This window comes from bacterium, from assembly GCA_035559435.1.
Classification (GTDB): domain Bacteria; phylum Zixibacteria; class MSB-5A5; order WJJR01; family WJJR01; genus JACQFV01.
On sequence record DATMBC010000017.1, the window covers coordinates 14,702 to 28,567 of the forward strand.

Below are 13,866 nucleotides of genomic sequence, written 5' to 3' on the forward strand. Positions count from 1 at the left end.
AGCGCCGTCCGTTTGCCCTTCGGTCAACCTGGTCCAATCGATTCAGTTTCGTTACCTCCGACCACGCAGGCCATCAACAAGAGCCGCGCCCAGCAACGGAGCGGGGCTCGGCCCCGGTTAAGGGCCTACTGACGGCCGCGTCCGGGCGGCCAGAAAGTGTCAGGAATGGACCGGATCGGGAGCCAAGTTGACCGCGGCGATTGGGGCACCTGTGTTTATTACACGCACGGCGCCTGGGGCGCCGGCAGCGCTTATGCAGTCCCGATCAAAGTCCGTCCTGCTGTGGATTCTGGCGTTGGCCGTCACGCTGGTTTCCGCGACCTACCAACGGCGCACCGGGCCTACCTACCCCGTCTCCGGCGCTGTCTCGGTCGACGGCCATCGGCTCGAATTCGCTCTGCCGCGCAGCCATGGTGTTTCGGGTGATGCCCGGATCGTGATCACCGCGCCCGATACCACGCTTCGCGGCGAGATCACCTTCCGGCGGTTCAAGAGCCACGACGAATGGACGACGGTGGCAATGGTTCGTGACGGCGAGGTCCTGCAGGGGACCCTGCCCCATCAACCCCCGGCCGGAAAAATCGCCTACCAGGTCAGCGTCATCACTGGAGACGGAGCGCCGGTGCCGTTGACCGCCCAGCCGGTGATCATCCGTTTCAAGGGGAGTGTTCCCCTCATCGTCCTGATCCCGCATGTCATCTTCATGTTCATGGCGATGCTGTTGTCCACGCGTGCCGGGCTGGAGGCGGTGACCCGGGGACCACGGGTGGCAGGTCTGACCTGGTGGACGCTTGGATTCCTGCTGGTCGGCGGGCTCATCCTCGGTCCGATGGTGCAAAAGCACGCCTTTGGCAGCTACTGGACTGGCTGGCCTTTCGGCCAGGACATGACCGACAACAAGACCCTGGTGGCCTTTCTCGGTTGGGCCTTCGCCGCCTATCGTGTGCGACGACCAAAGGCCCGATATCCTGAAGTGTTGGTGGCCGCATTGCTGCTTTTGGCTGTCTACTTGATTCCGCACAGCATGTGGGGCTCGGAGCTGGATTACACGCGTCCGCCTTCCGGACAGCATGTGGGACCGTGAGTCACCCCCGGACCTGCTGCCACCGATCTCTTTGCGTCGCCACCCATAGCGCACCGATCGCGAATTCGTTACCATCCCGCTGTCATGTTGCGCGCGATCAATCGAACGAAAAGCGACACCATCCTCGCCGCAAACGTGACCTGGGCCGGGACATCGCAACAACGTCGTCGCGGTTGGCTGGGGCGGGCCTCTGTCGCGCCGGATGAGGCGATCTACCTCACTCCCTGCGAGGGGGTCCATACCATTGGCATGAGATTTCCGATCGACGTGGCCTTTCTCGGCGCCGATGGGCGCGTTCTTGCCACGCAACACGGCCTGAAGCCGTGGCGCATCTCGAAACTGGTCTTCCGCGCCGCCGGGGTGCTGGAGCTATCTCCGGGACGGCTGCGGGCGACCGGCGCCGAAGTGGGGGATCTGATCGAGTTTGAGGAGACCGGCGGGCCTTCGCCGGAGTGAGCACGGCCGATTCACAGACAAGCGGATAACCGCCCCGGCGTCGGGATCGACGGCCGGGACACAGGCGGGGAGTTTGGCCCGACGGCTAACGCCGGCCCATCTTTTCGCGACGGATGCGATTGCGGCGGCGTGTGTACCACGCGACACCGAGGATAATGGCCAGGACAATCAGTACGATGTTGAGTGTGTCCATGCGCTTCCCCTTTCCGAAGGAACCTACCGCGACATTTCCGTCAGCGACCGATACAACCGCAGGGCCGCCGGCCCCAGGAGCACCACCAACAACTCCGGGAATATGAACAGGATGAGCGGAAACAGCAACTTAATTGGCAGCTTCTGCGCATCCTCCATGGCGCGCTGACGCCGTTTGGTGCGCAGGATTTCCGCCTGCACGCGCAGGACATCGGCAATGCTGGTTCCCAGTTTGTCCGATTGCATGAGCACGGTCGCCAGCGAGCGCAGTTCATCGACGCCGGTGCGCAGCGCCAGATTGCGGAAGGCATCGGCCCGTCCGACACCGAGGAAGAATTCCTGATTGAGGATGCTCAGTTCAGTGGCCAGTTCCGGGTAGGTGTGCCGCATCTCGCGCGCGATGCGCTGGATGGCGGCGTTGAGACTCAGCCCCGCCTCGACGCAGACGATGATCAGATCGAGCACGTTGGGAATGGCGCGCTGGATGTTCTCGCGCCGGGTCCGCGTCCGGCTGCTCACGATCAGATAGGGCAGCGCATAGCCGAATACCGCCGCGCCCAGCGGCAGGAGCACCTTCAGCGGTCCCTTGGCGATATACTGGTCCTGGACCCAGTAGCCGAGAAGCCCGAGGACCGCGCCCCAGAAGACCCGCAGGATCCAGTACCAGGTCACCGCATGCCGTCCGCGGAAGCCGGCGCGGGTCAGATCGGCCCGCAGCGAGGTGTAGGAACTCGGATCGACGCTGACTAAAAGCGAGGGCCCCTCGCCCGACCGACCACCCTCCAGCGGCGCGCCACCCTCGCGCACATCGCGCAACCGCCGCTCCAGCGGATCACGCGAGCGGAACACGAACAGCAGAATCGTGATCAGCAGCCCGAAAAAGCCGAGGAAGATTGCGACGGTCAGCAGGGAGAAGTTCACGGGTGTCCTCTAATAGCGCAGTCGAACGATCCGGCGGATAGCCATGATGCCGATGATCTGCAGGACGAGGGCCCCGACGATCAGATACATGCCGGCAGGATCGTCATAAAGCACCTTCAGGTACTCGGGATTCAGGAATTGCACGAGGATCGCCATGACCAGCGGCAGAATAACCAGAATCAGCCCGGAGAGCCGTCCCTGCGCGGTATGAATGCGGATTTCCCGCCGCAGCAGGAAGCGCTCGCGGATCATCCGCGCCAGCATCGCGAGGATTTCGGCGAGGTTGCCGCCGGTCCGGCGCTGGATCGAAATCGCGGTGGTCATGATCCGCAGATCGTCACTGGGCATGCGCCGCACCATGCTTTCCAGAGCCTGCACGAATTCGACGCCGAGGTTCTGCTCTTCATACGTGATCGCGAACTCGGTGCCGACCGGATCGGGCATCTCCTGCGCCGCCAGACTCATCGCCGCCTCCAGCGAGAACCCCGACCGGAGTGCGTTGACGGTCAAATCAATCGCTTCGGGAAGCAGTTCCTCGAAACGGTCAATGCGCTTGGCGCGCCGCCAGAACACCCAGAAAAACGGAATCGGCAAGATGACGATGAAGGCGAGAAATCCCAGAAGCCGTGATTGCATAAGCAGCGTGATGACCAGCCCGATGACGCTGCCCAGCGAGAGCGCCGCCAGCACCAACGCGCCGGCGCGCATCGGCAGCCCGGCCTGGTTGATGACATCCTGCAGATACCGCGCCGAGGTCATCCGCCCGAGCAGGCGGTCGAGGAAGGGGATGGTGCTGTACGACTGGTCGCGCAGGATGAGGAAGTCTTTTTCCGGCGCCTGCGATTGCCCCTCGACGATGCGGCGCATGCGGTCGCGCAGTTTGCGGTTGCGCTTGCCCAGACGGTCGTAGGCGACCAGGAAGATCACCAGCGACAGCAGGAAGAAGCCGGCAAAGACGATGATGGCGAGGTACTGCAGGTTCACAACGGCGTCCCTTCCGGATCAAACAGTTCGGTGGGCAACTGGATGCCGGCCGCCGCCAGGTGGTTGACCGCCTTGGGACGGATCCCGGTGGGACGGAACACGCCGAGCACCCGTCCGCCTTCGCCCAATCCCTGGCGCTCGAAGCGGAAGATCTCCTGCAGCGTGATCGTGCTCTGCTCCATGCCGACGATCTCGGAGATCGATGAGACCCGCCGCGAGCCGTCGCTGTAGCGCGTCACCTGCACCAGCAGGTTGATGCTGCTGGCGATCAGTTCGCGGATGGCGCGTCCGGGAATGTCGATCCCGGAGAGCAGCATCAGCGTCTCCAGACGCAGCAGGCAATCGCGCGTGCTGTTGGCGTGGATGGTGGTGAGCGAGCCGTCGTGGCCGGTGTTCATCGCCTGCAGCATGTCGTAGATCTCGGCGCCGCGCACCTCGCCGATGAGGATGCGGTCGGGACGCATGCGCAGCGCGTTGCGCAACAGATCGCGCTGGGTCACCGTGCCGCGCCCCTCGATGTTCGGCGGGCGCGTTTCCAGGCGGATCACATGCGGCTGCTGCAACTGCAACTCGGCCGAATCCTCAATCGTCACGATGCGTTCGTCGTCGGGGATGTAGGCCGAGAGGATGTTCAAAAGCGTGGTCTTCCCCGAGCCGGTGCCGCCGGAGATCACGATGTTCAGCCGTGACTTGATCGCGCCCTTCAAGAATTCGAAGAGCGGCGGCGTGATCGAGCCGCGCTCCAGCAGATCCTCGATGCTGAGCACGTTGGTGCGAAATCGGCGGATGGACAACATCGGCCCGTCCAGCGCCAACGGCGGTATGATCGCGTTGACGCGCGAGCCATCGGGCAGCCGCGCATCGACCATCGGCGAGGCCTCGTCGAGACGGCGTCCGACGCGGGTCACGATCCGGTCGATAATCTTCATCAAGTGGTCGTTGTCCTTGAAGCGCGTCTCGGTCAACTGCAGCTTGCCGCCCTCTTCGATGTAGACCTGGTTGTAGCCGTTGACGAGGATATCGGAGACCTCCGGGCGGTTCATGTACTGCTCCAGCGGCCCCAGGCCGAGCAGCTCGTCGCGGATTTCGGTGATCAGCCGCTCCTTGACCTCGGGGGTCAGGTTGAGCCCTTCTTCGAGGAGCAGCGACTCGGTGACACGGCCGATCTGCGACTGCAGGACGGTGCGGTCGACGGTGATCAGGACGGAGAGGTCGAGTCGGTTGATCAGGGTCTGATGGATGTGGGATTTCAGCTCGCCGAAGGCGTCGCGTTTTTCGGCCGACACCGGAGCAGCCGGGGCGGTCTGGGACGCCGGTTTGGCGGGCTCGCGCTTTTCGGACGCGGGCGGACGACCGAATCCTGATCGTGGACGAAATGCCATGATTCGCTCCTGCCGGACGTCGCTTAATTCGCCGGCGCCGATCCGTTCGGCGACATGGACATGCGCGCCATTTCGCTCAGACTGCGTGCGACGTTCGACTTCTGGTTGCTGATCACCAGCGGCTCACCGGCGTTGATCGCCTCGATCACCGTGCGGTAGTCGCTGGGAATCCGGTATGCCACCCGGCAGCCCGCGGTCTCGCAGAACTGCTCCTCGGAGATGGCGTCTTTGCGCGAAACGCGGTTGAGGATCACCTTCACCTTGTTGTCGTCAAAGCCCAGCGACCGGAACACCTGCAGCGCGTAGCGCGTGGCCCGGATCGTCGACAGTTCACAGGTGGCCACCAGCAGGATGCGGTCGGCGATCTGCAACGCCTCGTAGGTGTAGGCGTCGAAGGTATGCGGCAAATCGAGCACCACGTCGTTGTAGGAATCCCGCAGGTGGGAGAGCATCTGGCTCAACTGCTTGGCGGTGATCCCCTCGGACGTACTGGTGACTTCCTTTTCGCCCAGGTAGAGAAGGCCCGACTTGTGCCGGATCAGCGACCCCTGCAGGCGGGCGGGATCGACCTCGCCGCGCGGATCGAGGATGTCGGTCATTCTGAAATCCGGTTCGAGGTCCAGCTGGCTGGCCACGTCGCCGATGTCGAAGGCCAGATCGGCGATGACCGTCTCGCGTCCGGCGGCGGCCAGTGCCACCGCCAGATTGACAGCGATGGTGGTGACTCCCAGTCCGCCTTTCTTGCTGAAGACGGCGATCACATTGCCGGCCGAGCGGGCGTGGGCGGTCTCGGCCTCGATCAGACGGACCACCCGGTCCAGCGCGCTGTGCAGTTCCTTCACTTCCAGCGGCTTCGACAGATACTCGCTCACCCCGGAGCGGAAGGCCGTTAAGATGAGATCCGGCGTCTTCGACGCCGAGGTGGCGAAGATGCGCAGTTGGGGATGCTCCTTGCGCCAGCGGTCGGCCGCCGCCAACGCCTCATCCGGGCGTGTGGGCAACTCGAGAAAGACCAGGTGCGGACGCGTGCGCAGGAGCAACTCCTGCGCCGCCGCGAAGTTTTCCGCCTCGCCCACCAGCTCGACGCCGGGGAATCCCTTCAGTTGCTGGCGCACCGCCTTGCGGAATCCGCCATCGGAATCCACAATGATGGCCGTAACGTTAGGTCCCATAATCTCCGTTTTCTGTGCTGAAGGCGCCCGCCCTTTGCAAACGAATGGCCCCTCCGCCTACTCGACCAGTGTTGTCTTATACAGAAAGGTCGGATCGTTCTGATTGGCACACACGGTGCCGCCCGGCTCGCTCAGCCGCATAAAGCGGCCGGTGATCTGCTGATTATTGTTTGAAGTGCTCTCGACAAACAGCACCATGATCTTGACCACTCTGACATACTTGCGTCCGGAGCCGTCATCGGCAAGTCCAATGTGCGGATCGAAGAGCGCGCATTTGACGATGCGCGGGCTCACACTGAAGGCGGAGTTCACGACCGTACCAGTGGCCTCGTCCCATTCTGCGGTCGGATCGCTCCCGACAATGCAGTTCAGTCCAGCGGAGTTCGGCCCCACTTGCTTTCCGGGTTCAACGACCAACTCATCGCCCGGATCAACAGTAAAGGAGGAGTCCAGGCACCCCTGACACATCCAGTCGCGGTACCGGTCAGCCCCTGAAACCGGGTCACCGTCGTTGCGCGGCGGGAAGTCGACAGAGTAATACCAGAATTGGCCGAAGCCATCCTGATTGCCGTTGCCGAGGATGATCGTAATCGGCTGGCCCAGGTCGGCGTCGGTGTACCCCGTGGCGATGGGGTCATAATATTCGTTGGGATTCCTGATGCTGTCAGGGTTGTACTCGCCATTGCCGTCGGCGTCAAACCAGCGGTCGGGCGGCGCCCATGGCTCGAGGCACTTGCCCCCGCAGACCCAGAAGAATTCGGCCGCGGCGCGCGCGGTCATCTCGCCTGCCCTGTCCTTGTCGAAGATGCGTATGAAGTAACTGACAAAGGAATCATCCGTTTCTTCGGTGCGATGGGTGACGACATGGATGCGTCGGGCCTGCGGGAAGGTGACATCGCCGTCGTTGATGACGACATTCCCCATGACGTTGCTCCTGCCATCACCGACATCGACGAGGGCGCGGTTGGTACCGGAAGCCATCATGGCCTCGAGCTGCGCCGCGGCGGTGTCGCCGCCCGTCAGCCCGCCCACGCGGGCACCCGCCAGCGCTGCGGCGTCGGCAGCGTTCTGCAGTTGCGTCCGTACCAATACCAGCTGGCCAATGTCAATCGCATACACGCAGAAAACCAACAGCAGGCCCATAAGCGCGCCCACCAAGACGACCACCGCGCCCCGTTCGTCCTGATGAAAAGTCTCAAGCATGCGTCTCATCGGCCACCGTCCTTCCACTTACTCTCCCTGCGAGCCGCCTTCCGGCGGCACCGCCTCCTCGGGCGACGGCACCACCGGACCCTCGTCGCCGCTGACACCATCCCACGGCAACTCGGGTAGGGTTTCGGCGCCCGCGGTATACAGTCGCGGCGAGACGAGAATCAGCAATTCGTTCTCCGCCGTGCTGCTCTCATGACGTGTGAACAACGCCCCGATGATCGGGAGATGCCCGAGAATCGGGATCTTTTGCACATTCTTTACGCGCTCGCTCGACACCAGGCCGCCGAGCAGGAGTCCATCGCCGCTGTTGAGTTCCACGGTTGCGTCGGCGCGCCGGGTCAGAAGCGCCGGGATCGAGAATCCCGACAACAGCACGGCGTTGTTGTAGTCCAGACTGCTGACTTCGGGACGGACCCGGAGATTGATCAACGTCGAATCGATGATTGTCGGCGTGAAGTTAAGCCGCACGCCGTATTCCTTCCACTCCAGCGTCAACTGGGTTACGCCGCCGACGTTGCTGACCGAGGACGGGACCGGAATTTCGCCGCCGGCGAGGAAACTGGCCTCGTTGCCGCTTAAGCAGAGCAACTGCGGCGAGGCGAGCAGTTTGTAGTCGCCGCGCTGTTGCAGCGCGCGTACCGCCGCCGAAATCTGATTGTAATCACCGACAAAACGGAAAAAGCCGGTCAACCCCTGATTGGGCAGAACCGGGACTTTCGGCACCTGGGTCTGGCCGCCGAAACTGCCGACCGTCTTTTCCCCTTCGGTAATGAAGTTGTCGTCGGTGTTCACCCAGGTGAAGTCGAATCCCAGTTCCTTGAGCGTGCTGCGGTTCACCTCGCCGATCTGCACCTCCAGCAGGATCTGCTGGCCGGAAAAGTTGCGGTCGACGATGATGTTGTGCATCACATAGGGTGTGGTCTCGCCGAAGACGATCAGCGTCGTGTTGCCGACCTTTTTGCCAATCACGACCAGCTCATCCGGGGTCACCGCCACAACGTCGGCGACTTCGGTGTTGGCGACCGAGACGCTCTTGATCTTTTCGCGGTGGCGGAGGACCCTCGAGTGTCCTTCGACCACGCGCAATTCCGCCACCCCTCCCTGGGCGCGCGCGGACAGAGTTCCGGCACACATTGCGGCCACAACCAGTGATGCGACGAGCAGGGCGCGCCCGGCCGGACAGGCGAAGCCCGTCCGACCCGTTCTCGCCCGCTGGGGAACCCGGTCGGTTGTCATGGGTGTTGTGTCATTCTCCTGTTGGCTTGGTGGATGACGTGTCCTGCGGCGCCGGCGTCGGCTGCATCGCCGGCTTGACCGTCTTGGCTTCCGTGCCACGGAATATAGTGACTGTGTCGGGTCTCACAATGGGTTTCGCCGGCTCGGTCTTGGCGGGCGGTGTCTTGGCCACAGCGCGCGACGGCGCCGGTTGCGGCTTCTCTTCCTTCTTGCCGTGGATCAGATCCCCGGCGGTCACGCCCTCCGACTCCTTGGCGATCTCGGTGTCGTTGGGATTGCGCAACGACAGATGCACCTTGCCCTGGCTTTGGGCCAGCGTCAGTTTCTCGGCGCTCTCGATGTCGACCAGCAGGGTGACCGATTGCATCGTGATCGGCTCGTTCCCCTGCTTCTCGGTCTTCTCCCCGGCGGCGAGGACTTCGATGTTTTGCAAAATGGTCTTGGCCGTCGCGTCGCGGCGCGCACCGCGCTCGTCGACCACGGCGATGACGTCGACGCGGTCGCCCGGCAGGATGAAGCCGCTCACGCCCGAGACCCGGTCGACCTTGATCGACATGCCGCGCAATGGCGGCTCGATCTTCAGCGAAAGCCCGCCTCCGATCGAAGAGAGTTTGGTCGCCAGCACCGGCTCGTTCTCCGCCAGGAAGACCTTGGTGCTCTGCCCGATCAAGCTGTCAATCTCGGAGATTGCGCCCTTGGGCACGCTCTCCTGCGGAAACATCGCGATCCGCAGATTGGAGGCGGTGAGCGTCTGGCCGAACGACAGGTCGGAGGTTGCCACAACCACCGGCGTCAGCACCGGCCCGGCCTTGGCCTCCTGCGCGGTCTTTTGCAGGTACATGACGACCAGTGCGGTGGCCACCGCCGCGCAGAGCAAAGCAACAAAGCCGATAGCGATAAACGAGCGCGTGCGCATGAAAGCCCCCTGAGGCGCGTCAATTCTCTTTGCGCATCGCTGACGCGCCCCGCAAAGTCAGCGTGCCGGAAAACGGCAGGAGTCGCCCGGGAACCACATCGAACTCACAGGTGACGGTCACGTTAATCATGCCATTGGCATCGGCCGGGGCGATGTCGACCACCGGGTTATCGGTGGCATCGACGCCGGCGGAGGAGAGGATCGCTTCGACACGACTCACCACCGAGGCCGAATCGACGCCCACGGCGGCCGCCCGCGCGCCTTCGCGCGCGGCCTGCGTGAGCACATTCGTCCGCATCAACATGCGGCCCAGTTCGGTGATGCCGAAGACGAGGATGAGAAGCAACGGCAGGATAAAGGCGAATTCGACCACGGCCTGCCCGCACTCGAATCGTCCTTGATGCCTGCGCGTCCGCCGCTCGAGGATGGCGCTCTGCATGAAAGCCACCTTGCCTCTCCGGGGACTGTCCGACGACCCCGGACGTAAGAACTCAAATAATCCGCCCAAAAGCGAGATAAGCATAGAGGCCCAGCGCAATTGCAACGCCGTAGGGGATGACCCCGGCGGTCTGGGCCAGCTGGGTATCTTTGAGCCCGCCTCGCACCCCTGCCAGCCCCTGCAACACTAAGGATGTCGTCCAATCGACAATGTTGCGGAGCGCCCGGATCAAGGTTCCCTTCCAAAGAGCGCTGACTACCGCCAGCACTCCGCCGATGAGAGCCGTGTAAAGGAACACCTGGATGATGGCAGCGATACCGAGAAGTGCTCCAAGCGCTGCCATCAGCTTCACATCGCCGGCACCCATACCGCCCACATAGTACGGCAAGATCATCAGCGTGAAGCCTACGACGAAACCACCTGCTGAGAACGACAACCCCTTCCAGCCACCGGCCATCAGGGCCAGAATCAGGCCCACGCCGGCGGCTGGAAGAGTTACCACATTCGGAATCCGTCTCCAGAGGAGATCGGTGACCAGACAGAGGGCCACCACGATCGCAGCAATACCCACAGGCAGCGAGGCCAACAGCGAATCGGGCGCAACACTTTCAACCAAGCCATCAACTCCTTCGTCTAGGTCAGGTGCCTTGGCATTCCTGCGTCGCAATCCACTTCTTTGTTACGGGGTCGGGTTGGTAATGTCAGTCTGGATCGTATCATACCAGCCCTTGACGATTCCGCCAATGGCATCTACGGCGATAATCGCAACGACCGATATGAACGCCGCCAGCATACCCCATTCGATCATGTCCTGTCCGTGTTCGTCACGGATGAGTTTCTTGAGCATTGCGTTTCTCCTCCCGTTGATTCGGTCAACGAGTTCCGACCCCCGGTTTCACAGCAAGCCGCCCAACTCAGCGGCGGTGAGTTTCGCTCTTACACCAATTGGATTTCCCACAAGCCCCTCTTGAACGGACTGTAGTGCTGGAGAGCGATCGGGCAGATTGTGGTCAAGGCGACGACGTCAACACCGATAGAAGAGCTGCTTGAAACTCCCCGCTCGATCATGTCTCGTTCTTCCTCGTCAATGAACAATCTCTTCAATCTCTCTCTCCTGCTTCTGCTTCGAACGTGAGAGTCCTGGCGCTTGGATCTGTCCAAATGTCTCGTTCCAAGTCCGGTTTTGACAATTCTATTGCACACAGTTACACAGTCGTCGGTTGCCCGGTGGCGCCGGGATTTCCCCGGTGCGCGCTCTCCCCGTGCGGACCGACTTACCGCCGGACGCACAAGTCCAAGCAACAGAACGAGACGCGGCCCACCGAGACTGCGGGTTGGCTAACCGGGGTTGGTTGATGGTCCGCGCGACGCGTCATAAGACTTATGGGTACTTCGCAAACAGCGTGCCCCGATACGAGGCGTTGAGCAGGTGATCGAGAGACAGTTTCACAGGGCCCACTGAGAAGCCGCCTCCTGACCACCTTCGTGATGGTTAAAGATATGCTTCAAGTGGCAAAACGTCAAGAGCCGGAAGGGGCCATGGTAGCGGCGATCTCGTAAGCAATTATTGCAAAATGTCTTAGACGTAAGCCACGCACTTGAGAAAAAATGCCATTGGGTCAATCTGACCTATTTTGTCCTGTTTGTCGGACTGGCACGTGTGAACTCGTGCCGGAAATCACATTGTTCCTCTGGCAACCGACACATATATTGTGGCGTTTTGATCCTGGGCCGATTCCGGCTGGCTTAATCCCGATCAAGACCCAGAGGCAAGGCGCTCCCGGCCTCTATCTCTGTCCGGGAGAAGTGCGAAGGAGAACGTGTAACGACAAAGGGGCAGGACGCAACCGATGACCAGCGCCACTCACATCCGCAACCTGGCGATCATCGCCCACATCGATCACGGCAAGACCACGCTGATCGACGCGATCTTCCAGGCGGCGCACCTATTCCGCGACAACGAGCAGGTCGCCAACCGGCTGATGGACAGCTACGAGCTGGAGCGTGAGCGCGGCATCACCATCCGCGCCAAGCACTGCACGGTCAACTGGCGCGATTACCTGATCAACATCATCGACACGCCCGGCCACGCTGATTTTTCCGGCGAGGTTGAGCGGGTGCTCTCGATGGTCGATTCCGTGTTGCTTCTGGTCGACGCCAACGAGGGGCCGATGCCGCAGACACGCTATGTGCTGATGCGCGCGTTGCGTCTGGGGCTGCGCCCGATCGTCATCATCAACAAGGTCGATCGTCCCAACGCCCGTCCGCTGGAGGCCCTCAACAAGACGTTTGATTTATTCATCGAACTGGGCGCCACCGACGAGCAGGCGCACTTCCCGGTGCTTTATGGCTCCGGTCTCGCCGGATGGCTGGTGCGCGATCTGGCGCACGATGCGCACCATCAGGGCATCGACGCCCTCTTCGAGACTATCATCGAGCATGTCCCGGCGCCGAAAGTCGATTCCGCGGCTCCCTTCCTGATGCAGATCAGCACGCTGGCCTGGAGCGACTATATCGGTCAGATCGGCTGCGGACGTGTGCTGCAGGGACGATTGGACCGCGGCGGCGAATTCACCCGGGTCGTGACTCGCTGGCGCAAACCGGGAGACCCGGAGGCCGGCTGGGAAGAGATCGCGCGTGCCAGCGAGAGGGGTGTGCACATGTGGGTGACCCGCGGGCTGGAGCGGGTCGAGGTTGATTCGGTGTCGGCAGGGGACATTGTCTGGATCGCCGGCCCGGAGGAAATCGGCATCGGCGACACCTTTGCCGCCGCCGGGGATGAGGCGACTGCGCTCAAGCCGCTGGACATCGAAGAACCGACCGTCTCGATGTTCTTCCTGGTCAACAGCGGCCCCTTCTCCGGCAAGGAGGGCAAGGCGATCATGCTGCGGCAGCTAAAGGAGCGGTTGCAGCGCGAGTGCCGCACCAATGTGGCGCTGCGCTACGAGGACATCGGCCGCGCCGACGGGGTCAAGGTGTCGGGCCGCGGCGAACTGCATCTGGCCATCCTCATCGAAGAGATGCGGCGCGAGGGATTGGAACTGTGTGTCTCGCGTCCGGAGGTCATCACCCACATCGGCGACAATGGCGCGGTGCTGGAACCGATGGAGCAGCTCATCATCGATGTGCCGGAAGAATACCAGGGTGTGGTGATGGAGAAGGTGGCACGCCGCAAAGGCGAGATCGTGCACATGGAGAACAACGGCGCCGGGCTGGCGCGTCTGGAGTTTGCCATTCCCACCCGCGGCCTGATCGGCTACCGGACCGATTTCCTCACTGACACGCGCGGCCTGGGCATCATGGCATCGCGGTTTTCCGGTTACGGCCCCTGGAAGGGCGAGATCGCTTCGCGTTTCCGCGGGTCGCTGGTGAGCATGGAGACCGGCGCGGTCACCGCCTACCAGATGGAGAAACTCCAGGAGCGGGCCGTGCTGTTTGTCGAGCCGATGCAGTTGGTCTACCAGGGGCAGATTGTCGGCGAAAACTCGCGTCCCGACGATCTCCCCTGCAATCCCACCAAAAGCAAGGCGCTGACCAACCACCGTGCCGCCAGCAAGGACCAGAGCGTGGTGCTCAATGCGCCGCGACTGCTGACCCTGGACCAGGCGCTGGAGTGGATCGCCGAGGATGAGTTGGTTGAAGTCACGCCGAAGTCGATCCGCATGCGCAAGGTGATTCTCGACGCCGAGGAGCGCAAGCGCACCGAAAAGCGCCGTCAGGCCTCGTTGCAGACCACCTGACCGTTCGGTCAATCTCCATCGATTTGCCCGCGGCCGTGTTCACGCCGCCTTCCGCGGCGTGAAGCGGCAGGGAACGCGCCGGCCCGTGCCATTGATCTGCCCGACCGATTCCGTCTCACCATCACCCAACTG

The 13,866-nt window shown here is 62.5% G+C and carries 13 protein-coding genes; 3 read left to right on the forward strand and 10 right to left on the reverse strand.

What is annotated here, in order from left to right:
• The first annotated feature begins 253 nt into the window (after nucleotides 1-253).
• Nucleotides 254-1,084, forward strand: coding sequence for a hypothetical protein (locus tag VNN55_01295; GenBank protein ID HWO56178.1), 831 nt, complete (start codon nucleotides 254-256; stop codon nucleotides 1,082-1,084).
• An 84-nt stretch (nucleotides 1,085-1,168) separates the two neighbouring features.
• Nucleotides 1,169-1,540, forward strand: a complete 372-nt coding sequence (locus VNN55_01300) for a DUF192 domain-containing protein (GenBank protein ID HWO56179.1) — start codon at nucleotides 1,169-1,171, stop codon at nucleotides 1,538-1,540.
• A 216-nt stretch (nucleotides 1,541-1,756) separates the two neighbouring features.
• On the opposite strand, the gene VNN55_01305 is transcribed toward VNN55_01300, so the two are convergent.
• The 10 genes from VNN55_01305 to VNN55_01350 form a co-directional block, all read right to left on the reverse strand.
• Nucleotides 1,757-2,653, reverse strand: coding sequence for a type II secretion system F family protein (locus tag VNN55_01305; GenBank protein ID HWO56180.1), 897 nt, complete (start codon nucleotides 2,651-2,653; stop codon nucleotides 1,757-1,759).
• Nucleotides 2,654-2,662: 9 nt separating this feature from the next.
• Nucleotides 2,663-3,637, reverse strand: a complete 975-nt coding sequence (locus VNN55_01310) for a type II secretion system F family protein (protein ID HWO56181.1) — start codon at nucleotides 3,635-3,637, stop codon at nucleotides 2,663-2,665.
• Complete coding sequence (locus VNN55_01315; protein ID HWO56182.1) at nucleotides 3,634-5,019, reverse strand: ATPase, T2SS/T4P/T4SS family; 1,386 nt, start codon at nucleotides 5,017-5,019, stop codon at nucleotides 3,634-3,636. The genes VNN55_01310 and VNN55_01315 overlap by 4 nt, the downstream gene beginning before the upstream one ends.
• Nucleotides 5,020-5,042: 23 nt before the next feature.
• Entirely contained in the window at nucleotides 5,043-6,191 is a 1,149-nt protein-coding gene (locus VNN55_01320) for an AAA family ATPase (GenBank protein ID HWO56183.1), read from the reverse strand.
• Nucleotides 6,192-6,248: 57 nt separating this feature from the next.
• Nucleotides 6,249-7,403, reverse strand: a complete 1,155-nt coding sequence (locus VNN55_01325; protein HWO56184.1) for a pilus assembly protein TadG-related protein — start codon at nucleotides 7,401-7,403, stop codon at nucleotides 6,249-6,251.
• Between the two features lie 18 nt (nucleotides 7,404-7,421).
• Nucleotides 7,422-8,537 carry a pilus assembly protein N-terminal domain-containing protein gene (locus VNN55_01330; protein HWO56185.1) on the reverse strand — a complete coding sequence of 372 codons (1,116 nt, stop codon included), beginning with the start codon at nucleotides 8,535-8,537 and terminating at the stop codon, nucleotides 7,422-7,424.
• 112 nt (nucleotides 8,538-8,649) lie between these two features.
• Nucleotides 8,650-9,555 carry a Flp pilus assembly protein CpaB gene (gene cpaB, locus VNN55_01335; GenBank protein HWO56186.1) on the reverse strand — a complete coding sequence of 302 codons (906 nt, stop codon included), beginning with the start codon at nucleotides 9,553-9,555 and terminating at the stop codon, nucleotides 8,650-8,652.
• A gap of 19 nt (nucleotides 9,556-9,574) precedes the next feature.
• Entirely contained in the window at nucleotides 9,575-9,994 is a 420-nt protein-coding gene (locus VNN55_01340) for a TadE/TadG family type IV pilus assembly protein (GenBank protein ID HWO56187.1), read from the reverse strand.
• 52 nt (nucleotides 9,995-10,046) lie between these two features.
• Nucleotides 10,047-10,610: an A24 family peptidase gene (locus VNN55_01345; GenBank protein HWO56188.1), complete on the reverse strand. Its 564-nt coding sequence runs from the start codon at nucleotides 10,608-10,610 to the stop codon at nucleotides 10,047-10,049.
• Between the two features lie 63 nt (nucleotides 10,611-10,673).
• Nucleotides 10,674-10,841: a Flp family type IVb pilin gene (locus VNN55_01350; protein ID HWO56189.1), complete on the reverse strand. Its 168-nt coding sequence runs from the start codon at nucleotides 10,839-10,841 to the stop codon at nucleotides 10,674-10,676.
• Nucleotides 10,842-11,844: 1,003 nt separating this feature from the next.
• Here VNN55_01350 and typA point away from each other — a divergent pair.
• Nucleotides 11,845-13,734: a translational GTPase TypA gene (gene typA / locus VNN55_01355; GenBank protein HWO56190.1), complete on the forward strand. Its 1,890-nt coding sequence runs from the start codon at nucleotides 11,845-11,847 to the stop codon at nucleotides 13,732-13,734.
• The last annotated feature ends 132 nt before the right edge of the window (nucleotides 13,735-13,866 follow it).